The 13456-nt window shown below is 66.1% G+C and carries 16 protein-coding genes and 2 riboswitches; of the genes, 11 read left to right on the forward strand and 5 right to left on the reverse strand.

Features of this window, described 5'->3' with window-relative positions; genetic code table 11:
* Positions 1 to 3: 3 nt before the first annotated feature.
* Positions 4 to 144, reverse strand: coding sequence for a hypothetical protein (locus K5554_RS02905; protein ID WP_221039650.1), 141 nt, complete (start codon positions 142 to 144; stop codon positions 4 to 6).
* Between the two features lie 182 nt (positions 145 to 326).
* Positions 327 to 425, forward strand: a riboswitch (glycine riboswitch).
* A riboswitch (glycine riboswitch) is annotated at positions 426 to 526 on the forward strand.
* Positions 527 to 626: 100 nt separating this feature from the next.
* Between K5554_RS02905 and K5554_RS02910 the strand changes: the two genes are divergently transcribed.
* From K5554_RS02910 to K5554_RS02950, 9 genes are all read left to right on the forward strand, one after another.
* Positions 627 to 1010, forward strand: a complete 384-nt coding sequence (locus K5554_RS02910; protein WP_221039651.1) for a GrdX family protein — start codon at positions 627 to 629, stop codon at positions 1008 to 1010.
* A gap of 131 nt (positions 1011 to 1141) precedes the next feature.
* On the forward strand, positions 1142 to 2062 hold the full coding sequence (gene trxB / locus K5554_RS02915; protein ID WP_221039652.1) for a thioredoxin-disulfide reductase: 921 nt from the start codon (positions 1142 to 1144) through the stop codon (positions 2060 to 2062).
* 12 nt (positions 2063 to 2074) lie between these two features.
* Positions 2075 to 2407: a co-chaperone YbbN gene (locus K5554_RS02920; RefSeq protein WP_221039653.1), complete on the forward strand. Its 333-nt coding sequence runs from the start codon at positions 2075 to 2077 to the stop codon at positions 2405 to 2407.
* 43 nt (positions 2408 to 2450) lie between these two features.
* Entirely contained in the window at positions 2451 to 3737 is a 1287-nt protein-coding gene (locus K5554_RS02925; RefSeq protein WP_221039654.1) for a glycine/sarcosine/betaine reductase component B subunit, read from the forward strand.
* 138 nt (positions 3738 to 3875) lie between these two features.
* Positions 3876 to 4343 (forward strand): glycine/sarcosine/betaine reductase complex selenoprotein A, encoded by a 468-nt coding sequence (gene grdA / locus K5554_RS02930; protein WP_221039655.1) that lies wholly within the window; start codon positions 3876 to 3878, stop codon positions 4341 to 4343.
* A gap of 15 nt (positions 4344 to 4358) precedes the next feature.
* Complete coding sequence (grdB, locus tag K5554_RS02935) at positions 4359 to 5675, forward strand: glycine reductase complex selenoprotein B (protein ID WP_221039656.1); 1317 nt, start codon at positions 4359 to 4361, stop codon at positions 5673 to 5675.
* 64 nt (positions 5676 to 5739) lie between these two features.
* Positions 5740 to 7287, forward strand: coding sequence for a glycine/sarcosine/betaine reductase complex component C subunit beta (gene grdC, locus K5554_RS02940; RefSeq protein ID WP_221039657.1), 1548 nt, complete (start codon positions 5740 to 5742; stop codon positions 7285 to 7287).
* An 11-nt stretch (positions 7288 to 7298) separates the two neighbouring features.
* On the forward strand, positions 7299 to 8441 hold the full coding sequence (gene grdD, locus K5554_RS02945) for a glycine/sarcosine/betaine reductase complex component C subunit alpha (RefSeq protein WP_221039658.1): 1143 nt from the start codon (positions 7299 to 7301) through the stop codon (positions 8439 to 8441).
* A gap of 408 nt (positions 8442 to 8849) precedes the next feature.
* Complete coding sequence (locus K5554_RS02950) at positions 8850 to 9698, forward strand: helix-turn-helix domain-containing protein (protein WP_221039659.1); 849 nt, start codon at positions 8850 to 8852, stop codon at positions 9696 to 9698.
* A gap of 14 nt (positions 9699 to 9712) precedes the next feature.
* On the opposite strand, the gene K5554_RS14555 is transcribed toward K5554_RS02950, so the two are convergent.
* Together K5554_RS14555 and K5554_RS02960 are read right to left on the reverse strand one after the other, a co-directional pair.
* Positions 9713 to 9997 carry a CC/Se motif family (seleno)protein gene (locus tag K5554_RS14555; RefSeq protein ID WP_305038868.1) on the reverse strand — a complete coding sequence of 95 codons (285 nt, stop codon included), beginning with the start codon at positions 9995 to 9997 and terminating at the stop codon, positions 9713 to 9715.
* A gap of 101 nt (positions 9998 to 10098) precedes the next feature.
* Positions 10099 to 10254, reverse strand: a complete 156-nt coding sequence (locus tag K5554_RS02960; protein WP_221039661.1) for a DUF1540 domain-containing protein — start codon at positions 10252 to 10254, stop codon at positions 10099 to 10101.
* A gap of 80 nt (positions 10255 to 10334) precedes the next feature.
* On the opposite strand from K5554_RS02960, the gene K5554_RS02965 reads away from it, so the two are divergent.
* A complete protein-coding gene (locus K5554_RS02965) occupies positions 10335 to 11234 on the forward strand; it encodes a DMT family transporter (protein ID WP_221039662.1) in 900 nt (299 codons plus the stop codon).
* A 51-nt stretch (positions 11235 to 11285) separates the two neighbouring features.
* On the opposite strand, the gene K5554_RS02970 is transcribed toward K5554_RS02965, so the two are convergent.
* On the reverse strand, positions 11286 to 11543 hold the full coding sequence (locus K5554_RS02970) for a hypothetical protein (RefSeq protein ID WP_221039663.1): 258 nt from the start codon (positions 11541 to 11543) through the stop codon (positions 11286 to 11288).
* A 248-nt stretch (positions 11544 to 11791) separates the two neighbouring features.
* On the opposite strand from K5554_RS02970, the gene K5554_RS02975 reads away from it, so the two are divergent.
* Positions 11792 to 12952, forward strand: coding sequence for a PQQ-binding-like beta-propeller repeat protein (locus K5554_RS02975; RefSeq protein ID WP_221039664.1), 1161 nt, complete (start codon positions 11792 to 11794; stop codon positions 12950 to 12952).
* Here the strand turns inward: K5554_RS02975 and K5554_RS02980 are convergent.
* Positions 12939 to 13304 carry an ATP-binding protein gene (locus K5554_RS02980; protein ID WP_221039665.1) on the reverse strand — a complete coding sequence of 122 codons (366 nt, stop codon included), beginning with the start codon at positions 13302 to 13304 and terminating at the stop codon, positions 12939 to 12941. The genes K5554_RS02975 and K5554_RS02980 overlap by 14 nt on opposite strands.
* Between the last annotated feature and the right edge of the window lie 152 nt (positions 13305 to 13456).

Genomic DNA, 13456 nt, shown 5'->3' on the forward strand with positions numbered 1-13456 from the left:
GGCTCAGCCCTCCTGCGCCTGCTTCTCCCGGGCCGCCAGTTTGCGGTAACAGGCGTAGCAGAGGGCCCCTTCGTCGCCAGGCAGGTCGAGGTCGAGGATCTTGTTGCCGCAGAGCGGGCAGCTTTTCTCCTTCAGCCCTAGCACCTTCTCGCCCCCCTTGTCTAACCTTCCCAGTTCTGTCAAAGGGAGTATATGAAGAAGGACAAGAAATTATGCAGGGCGTTGGGCGTTTCTCGTTTTTCTAACAAACCCCTGGCCAAGGGCGCCGTCCTATGGTATAATGAAACCGGTGGCAAAGCTTGGACAATAAGGAATACTTATACCGGATGAACTGCGGGGGAGAGTCCGCAAGGCGCCGAAGGAGCAAGGCCGGTAGCGCTACTTACCCGGCTGAACCTCTCAGGTACAAGTACCTCGCAGGGAAGGTTCCCTGGAGAGACCCATAAGCAGCAGGATGCCACGGGCTCGGGCGCCGAAGGGGTAACCTCGGGCGAGGAAATCTCTCAGGCCAAAGGACAGGGAGTAAGTAGCGGGGGTAGCCTCGCGACTTGCTTCCTGTCTTTTTTGGTAGCCAGGGACCGAACCCGGGCGAAGGGTGCGGGCGCGCGAAAGGGAGTGACCCCGGCGTGGAGTTTCTCGCTGTTACCAATAACCCCGCTGTTAAAGAAAAATACCCCCACCTAAACCTTGTGCGGGTGGAGGGAGGTGTAGAGGAGGTGTTTCGCCGCGCGCGCGACTTGGTCCACCAGGGTTACCGCCTGCTCACGCATCCTCTCGCCAGCAGCCTGAAACCGGGGCGCATACCCTTTAAAACGGTGGTGCTCACCGCTGCACCGGAGCAGGCGGTGGACCTCGAGTCGCTGGAGCTTATGGCGGCGGCCGCGGAGGCCCTGGCCAAAACCAGGCCCGCCTGGGCCCTTACCATCCCAGACCAGGTGGCGGCCGACTATGCGCTGGTGGACCTGTCCATCTTTGAGAGCGCGCTCGAGAGCCTAAGAGACGCGCCCTGACGGCCTGTAGGGGCCGCCGGCGGTATAAAACGGTGGACGAAGGGTAAACCTGATCCCGATTGAGACAGGAAGCCGCGGCACTCGTTACCGGACTGATTAAGCCGACGCCGAAAGAGCAAGGAGGGAAGTTTGTGAGTACATACGACGTACTCATCATCGGGGGCGGTCCGGCGGGCCTGACGGCCGGCCTCTACGCCGGTCGCGCCAAACTGAGGACCCTGCTCCTCGAGCAGATGCTGGCGGGCGGGCAGGCCGCCACCACCGACCTCATCGAGAACTACCCCGGGGCGCCGGAAGGGGCCACCGGCCCCGAACTCACCGAGCGCATGGAGGAACAGGCGAAAAAGTTCGGGGTGGAATTCCGCATGGCCCAGGTTACCGGCGTGGACTTCAGCGGGCGCGAGAAAAAGGTGCTGACCAGCGAAGGGGAGTACACGGCCAAGGCGGTCATCATCGCCAGCGGGGCCACCCACAAGAAGCTCGGCTGCCCGGGCGAAGCAGAGTTCACCGGCCGGGGCGTTTCCTACTGCGCTACCTGTGACGGGGCCTTTTACGAGGACCTGCCGGTGGCGGTGGTGGGCGGCGGCGACTCGGCCATCACCGAGGCGCTCTTTCTCACCAAGTTTGCCAGCCGCGTCTATGTGATCCACCGGCGCGACGCCCTGCGCGCCACCAAGGTGGTCCAGGACAAAGCCTTTGCCGAACCGAAGATCGAGTTTGTCTGGAACAGCGTGGTGGCCGAGGTTAAAGGGAGCGATATGGTGGAGGCCGTGCGGGTAAAGAACGTCAAGACTGGCGCGCTCCAGGACCTTCCCGTAAAGGGCGTCTTCATCTACGTCGGGCTGGTGCCCAACACCGACTTTCTCAAAGGCCAGGTGCGCCTCGATGAGCGCGGTTACATCCCCGTGACGGCCAATATGGAAACGAATGTGCCCGGGGTGTTCGCCGCCGGCGACGTCACGGTGAAGCTCCTGCGCCAGGCGGTCACCGCGGTGGGCGACGGCGCCACCGCCGCCGTCGCCGCCGAGCGCTACATCGAGGAAAACTTCTGAGGAGGGCTGGTTGTGTCCGATTTCGTTACTGAACTTACCCGGGAGACGTACGAGGAGGAAGTGAAAGGCGCCGAACTGCCGGTGCTGGTGGATTTCTGGGGGCCGCGCTGCGCGCCCTGCCTGGCGCTCCTTCCCGAGGTGGAGAAACTGGCGCAGGAGTACAGCGGCCGCGTTAAGTTCTGCAAGGTGAACTGCAACCAGAACCGGCGCCTGGTGGTGGAACTTAAGGTGATGGCCCTGCCGACATTCCTCTTCTACAAAGGGGGTGAGGTGGTAGCCCAACTGTCAGGTCCCGAGGCCACCAAGGAAAACATCAAGGCCAAGCTCGATGAGCTGGCCGGGTAAGGCCCGGGGCGGTCACCGAAAACGGAGAGGAGGGTTGCACAACATGCGTTTGGAGCTAGGTAAGATCACCATCCGCAACGTGGCGTTCGGTCCAGAGACCAAGGTGGAAGGCGGCACCTTGTATGTTAACAAGGACGAGCTTACCGCCCTGGTCCTAGAGGACAAAACCCTGAAGTCCTGTACGGTGGATCTGGCGCGTCCGGGCGAAGAGGTGCGCATCATCCCCGTTAAGGACGTTATCGAGCCGCGCTGCAAAGTGAGCGGGCCGGGCGGCATCTTTCCCGGGTTCGTCGGCAAGGTGGAGACGGTCGGGAGCGGGCGCACCCACGTCCTCAAGGGCGCCGCGGTGGTGACCACCGGGAAGATCGTGGGCTTCCAGGAGGGCATCATCGATATGACCGGTCCCGGCGCCCGGTACACCCCGTTCTCCCAGACGTATAATGTGGTCCTGAGCATCCAGCCGATCGACGGCCTGCCTCAGCACGATCACGAGCGCGCCGTGCGGCTGGCCGGGCTCAAGGCGGCCGCCTACCTGGGCGAGGCCGGCAAGAACCTGGAGCCCGAGACGGTGGAGGTGTACGAGCTGGGCTCCTACCTGGAGACGGCGGCGCAGTACCCGAGCCTCCCCAAGGTGCTTTACGTCTATATGCTGCAGTCCCAGGGGCTGCTGCACGACACGTGGGTCTACGGCGTGGACGCCAAGCGTACCCTGCCCAGCCTTATCCATCCCAACGAGACCATGGACGGGGCCATTGTCAGCGGCAACTGCGTTTCCGCCTGCGACAAGAACACCACCTACCACCACCTCAACAACCCGGTTATCGCCGAACTCTACAAGCGCCACGGCAAGGACCTCTGCTTCCTGGGTTGCGTTATTACCAATGAGAACGTGACGCTGGCCGACAAGCAGCGCTCCTCCAGCTACGCCGCCAAACTGGCGCACCTCGTCGGCGCCGATGCCGCCATCGTCACCGAAGAGGGCTTCGGCAACCCGGACGCCGACCTCATCATGAATTGCAACAAGCTCGAGGACTACGGTATTAAGACCGTGCTCATCACCGACGAGTATGCCGGCCGCGACGGCGCTTCCCAGTCCCTGGCGGACGTGAGCGCCAAGGCTGATGCCGTGGTGAGCACCGGCAACGCCAACGAGCTCATCGACCTGCCGCCTATGAAAAAGGTTATCGGCGATGCCGCCGCCGCCAACGTCATCGCCGGCGGATTCGCCGGGGCCCTGCATGCGGACGGCAGCATCACCGCCGAACTGCAGGTGATCACCGGCGTTAACTGCGAGCTCGGCTACAGCAACCTAAGGGCGAGGGGGTATTAATAGGTGTGGGGACAGGTCGGCAATTCGGGGTTGATGTTGAGGGCCCGACCTGTCCCCAGGGCAACCGAGAATGCGTTTCTCACGGTGCTGGGGTGTGCCGTGTAAGCTTAAGGGGATTTTGCGGAAGGAGGCTTAAACATGGAGCTCAAGGGCAAGAAGGTCATTGCCCTGGGTGACCGGGACGGGGTTCCCGGACCGGCCATTGAGGAGTGCCTGAAGTCGGCCGGCGCGGAACTCGCCTTCGTAACCACCGAGTGCTTCGTCTGAACGGCGGCCGGGACCATGGACCTGGAGAATCAGGCGCGGATCAAAGAGCTGGGCGAGAAGTACGGGCCCAAGGAGCTGGTGGTTATCCTGGGCTCCTCCGACCCGGACAGCGCCGAGCTCGCCGCGGAGACCGTCACCGCAGGCGATCCCACCTACGCCGGTCCACTGGCCGGAGTCCCGTTGGGACTCCCCGTGTATCACATCCTGGAGGCGGAGATCAAAGAGCAGATTGACCCCAAGGTCTACGAAGAGCAGGTCGCCATGATGGAGATGGTGCTCGACGTGGAGGCCTTAACGGCGGCCGTGAAGAAGATGCGGGAAGAACACAGCCAGCTTTAGGGGGGAGGGAGAACTATGGCCCAGGGAAAGATCAGGGTTGTGCACTACCTGAACCAGTTCTTCGGGCAGATCGGCGGCGAGGAGAAGGCGAACATCCCGCCCGAGGCGCGCGAGGGTGCGGTGGGCCCCGGGATGGGCCTGAAGGCCGCCCTGGGGGCGGACGCTGAGATCGTCGGCACCGTCATCTGCGGCGACAGCTACTTCGGCGAACACCTGGACGAGGCCGCGCGCACGGTGCTCGAGCTCATCAAGAAGTTCCAGCCCGATGTGGTGGTGGCCGGCCCGGCCTTCAACGCGGGCCGCTACGGCACGGCCTGCGGCGCGGTGTGCCAGGCCGTGGTCAAGGAGCTTCACATCCCGGCCGTCACCGCCATGTTCCCGGAGAACCCGGGCGTGGACCTGTACAAAAAGGACGTCTACATCCTGCCCAGTGCCGACTCTGCCGCCGGCATGCGCGAGGCGCTGCCCAAGCTGGCGGCCTTCGCCCTGAAGCTGGCGCGCGGCGCGGCCATTGGTACTCCGGAAGAAGAGGGGTACATCCCGCGCGGCATCCGCAAGAACTTCTTCGCGGAAGAAAGCGGCGCCGCCCGGGCGGTGGAGATGCTGGTGGCCAAGCTCCAGGGGAAACCGTTCACCACAGAGCTTCCCATGCCCCAGTTCGACCGGGTGCCGCCCAACCCGCCGGTGAAGGACATGGCGCACGCCACCGTCGCCCTCGTTACCTCCGGCGGCATCGTACCCAAGGGCAACCCGGATCACATCGAGTCCTCTAGCGCCTCCAAGTTCGGTAAGTACAGCCTGAAGGGCCTGGACGACCTGACGCCCGAGACGCATCAGACGGCCCACGGCGGCTACGACCCCACGTACGCCAACGCCGACCCGGACCGGGTGCTGCCGCTGGATGTGATGCGGGACCTGGAGCGCGGGGGCCGCATCGGCAAGCTCTATGACTACCACTACGCCACGGTGGGCAACGGCACCTCGGTGGCCAACGCCTCCCGCTACGGCGCGGCCATCGCCAAGGAGCTGAAAGAAGCCGGGGTCGATGCGGTGATCCTCACCTCCACCTGAGGAACCTGCACTCGCTGCGGCGCAGCGATGGTAAAAGAGATCGAGCGGGCCGGCCTGCCCGTGGTGCATGTCTGCACGGTGGTGCCGATCTCCCTCACCGTGGGCGCCAACCGCATTGTGCCGGCGGTGGCCATTCCGCATCCGCTGGGCAACCCCGAGCTCCCGCAGGACGAGGAAAAGGCCCTGCGGCGCCGGCTGGTCGAACGGGCCCTCCGCGCCCTGGAGACGCCGGTCGAAGGGCAGACGGTTTTCGAACAGTAAGAACTCTTCTTGGCGCGCGCCCTGGTTTAGCCCAGGGCACGCGCCGCTTGCCGGAGGTGAAGCAATGGACGACGCCGTAATAAAGGGCGCAGGGTACATCCTGGCTCACGTCCCCAACCTCACGTACGAGTTCGGCACCACCCAGGTCCTGGAGCGGCTCAAAGACCCCGAGTCACCTTACCTGGCCAAGCTGAAGGAGCACCTCAGGACCTACGAACAGGCCCTGGCCTATCCGCCCTTCCAGGCCTACATCGGCAACCTCCACCCCGACGACCTGGCGGCCATCCCACGCCCCTGGTACGAGGGCGAAAAGGTTAAGCCGGCGCGGACGGGGCCTTACGGGGAAATTGTCCCCGAGGACGAGTTCTACGCCTGGATGCTCCTGGTGGATACCTTCGACCTGGTCTGGCTGGACGAGAAGTTCCTGGCGGAGCTCAAAGTCCGGCTGGAGAAGAACCCGCTCGTCGCTCCGGCCGACCTCAAGAAGCTGGGGAGCGGCAAAGCCGCCGCCGACATCGCGGCCCGGGTGCAGGCCGGGAGCGCTGCGCCACTTTACCTGGGCGGGCGCCTGGTGGGCTGCGTGCGCCAGGCGCACGAGGTGGACGACACCCTGGCCGCGCACGTCATGGCCGAGAACGTGGCCAGCAAGGCCTCGGCGGTACTGGTGCTGCGCCACCTTCTCGCCCAAACGGGTACGGACCCCAAGGCGGTGGACTACATCATTGAGGCCTCAGAAGAGGCCTGCGGCGACATGAACCAGCGGGGCGGCGGTAACTTCGCCAAGGCCATCGGGGAATGGGCCGGCTGCCTCAATGCCACCGGCTCCGACACGCGCGGCTTCTGCGCCGGGCCCACCCATGCCCTCATCCATGCGGCCGCCCTGGTGAAGGCCGGCTTCTACAAGAGCGTGGTGGTGGTGGGCGGCGGGGCCATGGCCAAACTCGGGATGAACGGCAGGGACCATGTGGCCAAGGGCCTGCCCGTCCTGGAGGATGTCCTGGGGGGCTTTGCCATCCTGGTGGCGGAAAACGACGGGGTGAATCCCGTCATCCGCGGCGATTCCCTGGGCAAGCACAACATCGGCTCCGGCTCCTCGCCCCAGGCGGTGATGCAGGCCCTGGTGGCCGACCCGCTGGAGCGCCTGGGCCTCAGGCTCAGCGACGTGGATAAGTACTCCGTGGAGATGCAGATCCCGGAGATCACCGAGCCGGCCGGTGCCGGCGACGTCCCCACCGCCAACTTCAAGATGATCGCTGCCCTGGCGGTGATGCGGAAAGAAATCGAGCGCAGCGCGATTGCCGAGTTTGTGGCCCGGCACGGCATGCCCGGTTTTGCTCCCACCCAGGGGCACATTCCCTCTGGCGTGCCCTTCATCGGTCACGCCCGTGACCAGATCCTCGCCGGCAAGATCACCCGGGCCATGATCATCGGCAAGGGCAGCCTCTTTTTAGGCCGCATGACCAACCTCTTCGACGGGGTCTCCTTCCTCCTGGAGAGGAATCCGGGGCGCAAGAGCGAAGAGGCGGCGGTGGTGGACGAGGCGGCCCTCAGGAAGCTCGTGGCCTCCGCCCTGCGCCGGGCAGCCGACGAGCTCACCGGCGGCGAGGGCTAGGGGGGAGCGCCATGGACGCTAAAGCAGCCATTGCCCGACTGTTCACCGACCTGGCCGCTGCCCTCGAGACGGGTCGCATGGGCGGCCGGGTGACGGTGGGTGTTACCACTCTGGGCAGCGAGCACGGGGTAGCCGAGGTGGTGCGCGGCGCGGAGCTTGCCGCCCAGGCGGATCCAAGCCTTGCGGTGGTCCTCATCGGCCCGCGGGTGGACTCACCCCTGGCCCAGGAGGAGTGCGACTGCGAAGACGTAGCCCACCGGCGTATGGAGGAGCTCCTGAGCCAGGGGCGCCTGGCGGCGGCGGTAACCATGCACTACCCCTTCCCGGTGGGGGTGGCCACCGTGGGGCGCGTCATCACCCCGGCGCGGGGCAAACCGCTGCTGCTTGCCACCACCACCGGGGCCAGCGCGGCCGAACGCGTGCCGGCGCTGCTGAAAAACGCCGTCTACGGCCTGGCGGTGGCCAAGGCCCTGGGTATCAACACGCCTACCCTGGGCATCCTCAACGTGGACGGCGCCCGCCAGGCGGAGCGGGAGCTTAAGGAGCTGGCGGAGCGCGGCTATCCCATCACCTTCGCCGAAACCGTGCGGGCGGAAAAGGGCGCCATCATGCGCGGCAACGACCTTCTGGCCGCCAGCCCCGACGTCATGGTCTGCGACACCTTAACCGGGAACCTCCTCATGAAGATCTTCAGCGCCTACAGCACCGGCGGCAGCTACGAGGCGCTGGGCTACGGCTACGGCCCGGGGGTGGGTCCCGGCTGGGACCGTATCGTGGGCATCGTCTCCCGGGCCTCCGGGGCGCCGGTGATCGCCGGGGCCATCGCCTTCGCCGCCGCCTGCGCGGCGGCCGGCCTGCCGCGCCTTATGCAGGCGGAGTGGGAGGCGGCCCGTCGGGCCGGCATCGAGGACCGCTTGGCCAGGCCGGCGGCTGCCGAGGAAAAGGCGGGAGCAGTGCAGCCGCCGCCGGCCAAGCCCACCGGGGCGGAGATCGGCGGGGTGGACGTGCTGGCCATCGAGGATGCCGCCCGGCAGCTCTGGCGGCAGGGCATCTATGCTGAGACCGGCATGGGCTGTGAAGGGCCGGTGATCCTGGTGGCGCCGGAAGACAAAGAAAAGGCTGTGGCCGTGTTGCGCGGGGGAGGATATATATAAGGTGTGGGGACAGGTCGGCAATTCAGGGGGTAGGAGTGGGGGACAGGTCGGCAATTCAGAGCTGACTGTGTGGGCCCGACCTGTCCCCATGGCAACCCTGGATGCGTTTCTTTCGGTAATCCGGTGTGCCGTGTAAGCTTTAGGGCCTTCGGGAGGGCGGGGACAGGTCGGCAATTCAGGGGGTAGGAGTGGGGGACAGGTCGGCAATTCGGGGCTGACTGTGTGGGCCCGACCTGTCCCCATGTTCGACCTGTCCCTGTGGCGACCGTGGCTGCGTTTCTTTCGATAATCTCGTGTGCCGTGTAAGCTTTAGGTGGTTTCCGGCAGGAATCCCGGGCTGCAAGGTAGAATTGCCCGGAAGAAAGTCACGTGGACCGGCGGTGCGGGAGCCGGCAGAGGAGGGGCAGTATGGCACGCAGGGCAGGCGGAGATAAGGGGCGGACGGTCTGCGGGCGTAAGCTTAAGGCGGCGCGGGAGGCGCGCGGGCTTTCGCTCTCAGCCCTGGCGGCGGCGGCCCGGGTTTCCTCCTCCTACCTCAGCGAGGTGGAACACGGGCGCAAGTCGCCGTCCCTTCCTGTGCTGCGGCGCTTGGCTGCGGCCCTCAACCTGGCCCCGGCCGATCTTATAGCGGCGGAAGCACGGGATACGGCCCTGGCGCCGGGGGAGCGCGTGCGGCTCCTCCGGGAGGAAAAGGGGCTGACGCTGAGTGCCCTGGCGGAAAAAGCTGGTATCACCACGAGTTACCTCAGTGAAATCGAGCGCGGGCAGGCCGGCCCGGCGCTCACCACCCTGGAGCGCTTGGCCCAAGCCCTGGGCACCACGCTCGCCCAGCTTTGGGGGCCGCTGGCCGGCCTGGGCCTGCGCCTGCGAGAGCTGCGCGAGGAACGGGGCCTGAGCCAGGCCGAGCTGGCGGCCCGGGCCGGTGTCTCACCCGGGCTCGTGGGTCAGGTGGAGCGGGGCGAGGTGCAGCCTTCCTTGGCGACGCTGGAGGGGCTGGCGGCCGGCCTGGGCGTATCCCCGTGCCACCTTATCCGGGAAGAGGACCCGGCGGCCCTCTACGCCCGCCTCAGCCCGTGCGTGCGCGAGCTTCTGGCGGACCGGAGCGTACAGGCGGTACTGGAGCGGCTCTGCACCTGCTCGCCGGCGGAGCTGCGCTTCCTGCTCGCCTTCATCGACCTTTACAAGACACACCACCGGCCTGGAGCCGGGCCGGCGCCGGCGACGGAAACCAGGCAAGGTACCCAGGGACAGGAATAGGGAAAAGGGGGCTGCTACGCAGCCCCCTCCAGGGTAAGGAACCGGAATGGACCCCAGCCGCCCAGGTCCACCACCATGCCCTCCGGCCCGGCCTCGATCTCAGTGCTTACATAGACCTCGATGCCGTCGATGGTGGTTAGCTCGTAACCCTCACGGCTGTACGGTGCGCCTGCTACCACGGCAGGACGAACGATCGGGCCCCCTCAGCCGCCGCACTGCTCGTACTGGATGCTGATCACGGTATTGCCCTTGGACTTGAGGTACTCCCGGGCTTCCGGGGTTAAGGTCACCTTTGTCATATAGGCCCTCCTTCCATGCCCGCTGAGGAGAGGATCTATTTCAATTATACTATAGGCTTTATTCGCTGTAAAGAGAAGGCCCGGCAGAGCCGGGTCGAAACTCAGCGGGGCTTGAAGGTTTCGCAGATGGTGTCCTTGCTGGTCTGCCCCAGGCGGCCGCCGTTTTCGACGTTCACCTCGATGGCGTCGGCCCGGCAGACGTCGTTGTGCCAGTAGGCGCAGTTGGACACCGTGCACTTGACGTTTTGCACCGTCACACCTTTCACCTCCCCGGCGCACACGGCTGTTCCTCAGCAAGTGTGCCACCCGGGAGGGAAAGTATGCAGGAGGCGGTACTGTGCGACCGCAGCTTGCCCTCCTTCTGGGCGTTGTTGCCGTTTCCTTTGCCGCTCCGCTCATCAAACTCAGCGCCGCCCCGCCGCTGGCCATCGCCTTCTACCGCTTGGCGTTCGCCGCGGCGGCAACGTTTTTACTGGCGCGCGGCCGGCCTGGGCGCCTGCCGGACCGGCGGGCCCGGCAGCTGGCGACCTTGGCCGGGCTCTTTCTTGGCCTGCACTTTGCCGTGTGGATCGCTTCGCTCCGCTACACCAGCGTGGTGAGCTCGGTGGCCCTAGTCACCCTGCAGCCTGTCATCGCCGCCCTGGCTTCTCGGCTCCTCTTGGGCGAGCGCCTGGTGCGCCGGGAGGTCCTGGGCATCGGCCTGGCGCTGGCCGGCGGCGCGGCCCTGGCCGCCGGCGACTTCGGGGGCGGCGGGGCCGGTCTTTATGGCGATGCCCTGGCCTTCCTCGGCGCCATTTTTGTCGCCGCCTATTTTCTCCTGGGCCGGGTGCTCAGGCGTACGCTTTCCACCCTCACCTACACCTTCTGGGTGTACAGCACGGCAGCAGGCGTACTCTTTGTCTTGGCCCTGGCCGCGCGCACGCCGCTTGGTCCCTACGGCGCGGCAGACTGGCTCATCTTCGCCGGTCTGGCTGTGGTGTGTACACTCTTCGGCCACTCGGTCTTCAACTGGGCCCTGGCCTACCTGCCGGCCACCTCCGTCACCGTGGCCATTCTCGGCGAGCCCGTCGGGGCGGCCTTCCTGGCCTTTGTGCTGTTTGGCGAAGCGCCGCGTCCCGGGCAACTCCTGGCCGGGACAGTACTGTTCGGCGGGATTGCCGTCTACCTGTCCGCACCAGTGCCGGCCGGGACACCTCCACCGCAGGGTGCAGACCGCTGCGCCTCCAAAGCCTCATAACCGGGGTCTCACAGCGGCAGCCGCGTTAAAAGAGCGCCCATCCTAGAGCGGTTATGCTGGTAAGTGGAAATCGGCAACCCGTGCCGCAAGCTCCTCGCCCAGGGTAGTGAGGCCTCTCGCTGTGGCCGCCGGCTGGGCCGGCTCGGCTGTGGTGCTTTGCTGGAACACTTCGTGCGTCGGGTCGCCGCCGGCCACAGCGGAGAGGGGCTCCCGTACGCTAGCCAGGGGCCGACGGATGCTGCGCACCAGGTGAACGGCGGCGCCCAGTACCAGGAAGGGTGCCCCCAGAGCCCTGGCGGAGGAACTCATTCCAGAGCCGCGTGCACGTCGTCTACCCGGAGGCGGCCGCCCCGGCCGCCTTTGCCCGCTGCACGGAGGCGAACGGCGCTGCACGCCGTCTGCGGCCGGTGAGGTGGCCTGCGCAGTGGAAAATTCTTCTCCCCAACCCATGGAAAAAGGAGGAAATAAGAACTGGGATGGGGAATCTGTAAACTAAGTTGCAGCAGCGTGGGCCCCATGGCGTTGCTCCCAGTCTTCGCCCGCGGAAGGTGAGCTCCTTGGCCTCCGAAAGGCATGTCAGCGGCCTTTGGGCCGCCCTCTTTATCATCCTGCTTCTTCCCTTCCTTTTCCTGCGCCAGGGCGGCGAGAGCCTTTCGCTCAGCGCCCCGGCCCTCGGCCTGCCGGCCTCACTCCCCCGGGCCGGCGTCGTCTGGGAGTATCAAGGCGGGCCGCAGGAAGCGCCTCTTTGGCTGGGCGGGCCGCTCCTGGGCTGCCAGATAGTGCTGCGGGAGAGTGCAGGCACGCTGGTGGCCGTCTCGGTTGAGGGTAGCGCGCTCTGGCGCGAGGAGGCCGGCGCGGGCCCTCCGGCGGTGACGGGCGGCCGCGAAGTGCTCTTCGCCGCGCCGGGGGGAGGCGTGGTGAAACGGGGTGGTAAAAACGGGGTCTCCTGGGCCGACCACAGCGATTGGCCGGTCCAGCTCTTGACCCTGGCCCCGGACGGGCGGGCGGCGGTAGTGGAGGGCCCGCTCGCGGAAGGATCTGCCAACCTGATGGAAAGGGTACGCTTTTATGCACCCGATGGGAGCATGTTGGGTGAGTACGTGCTCCGCAACGCCTCGGCGCTTAAAATCGAGCCGGCCGGGGAGGGTTGGTTTCTCAGCACCATAGGGCTCAGCAGCACGCCGCGCGGCGCACGCCTCCTTGCCCTGACGCGCGAAGGCCGGAGCGCCCGCACGCTCTGGGAACAAGAAGAGGTTATACAAGCCGTGGCCCACCACCCGGCGGGAATGGCGGCGGCGAGCGGCCGCCGGCTGAAGTTCTTCCCACAGGTCGGAACAGGCTGGGAGGTAGAGCTTGCCAACCCGGTTTCCCACCTGGCCTTTACCGCAGACGGCTGCCTGCTTGCCGTGGAGGCGGGGGGTTCGGGCGCCGCGCCGGCCCGCCTCACGCTCTTTACCTCCCAAGGGAAAAAGGCCTGGCAGCGGCGGCTGCGCGGCGCCTGCCGCGGCCTTTTCAGCCGGGGAGGGACGGTGCTGGTAGCTGACACCCGCCTGGTCTACGCCCTGGATGGCGAAGGCCGGCTCCAGTGGTGCTACGAGGCGCCGGCTCCCATCGCCGGCTTTGCCCCCCTGGCCGCGGGAGACGAAGTGGTGGTGGCCACCGAGGGACAGCGCCTCATCCTCATCACACCCCCGCGGCCGGAGGCTAGCCATGAATAAGGGCGGGGAGACAGCGGGTGCACACCCAGAGGCTTTCGCCCCGCCAGCGCACTGGAAGGAGCGGGCGGTCGGCTTCGCCGGCGTTACAGCGGAAGCAGGTTGGCGCCGGCGCCGCTTGCCGCTGGTGGGCCGCAGCGGCTGCGGCATCAAAAGCCGGCGCTTCCCGCTCTTCGATGATGAGCGCTCCCTGCGGGCAAATGGGCAGGCAGAAACCGGCACCATCGCAAAGCTCTTCGCGTATAAGGCGTGCCTTACCGTTCACGATTTGGATGGCTCCTTCCGCGCAGGGCGTGACGCAGAGCCCGCAGCCGGTACACTTTTCTTGGTCGATGCGGACGATCTTGCGTTTCAATGCTATGCACCCCTTTCCCGACTATTCTACTCCAGTTTGGACGGGGCGGCAAGACCGGCTGTCAGCTGGAACCAGGAAGGAATTCCGCCCGCCTAAGGCGAAGAAACGCTTACGTCTCACCACCGGCATTTCCCTGCCTGAGGAGGGCGAGA

It is taken from the genome of Gelria sp. Kuro-4, from assembly GCF_019668485.1.
In the GTDB taxonomy this organism is placed as follows: Bacteria; Bacillota; DTU030; order DUMP01; family DUMP01; genus DUMP01.

Excerpts from the sequence above, each read along its gene's own strand:
- K5554_RS02925 (WP_221039654.1), top strand. The coding sequence starts at position 2,451 with ATGCGTTTGGAGCTAGGTAAGATCACCATCCGCAACGTGGCGTTCGGT.
- grdC (WP_221039657.1), top strand. The coding sequence starts at position 5,740 with ATGGACGACGCCGTAATAAAGGGCGCAGGGTACATCCTGGCTCACGTC.
- grdD (WP_221039658.1), top strand. The coding sequence starts at position 7,299 with ATGGACGCTAAAGCAGCCATTGCCCGACTGTTCACCGACCTGGCCGCT.
- K5554_RS02950 (WP_221039659.1), top strand. The coding sequence starts at position 8,850 with ATGGCACGCAGGGCAGGCGGAGATAAGGGGCGGACGGTCTGCGGGCGT.
- K5554_RS02970 (WP_221039663.1), bottom strand. The coding sequence starts at position 11,543 with ATGAGTTCCTCCGCCAGGGCTCTGGGGGCACCCTTCCTGGTACTGGGC.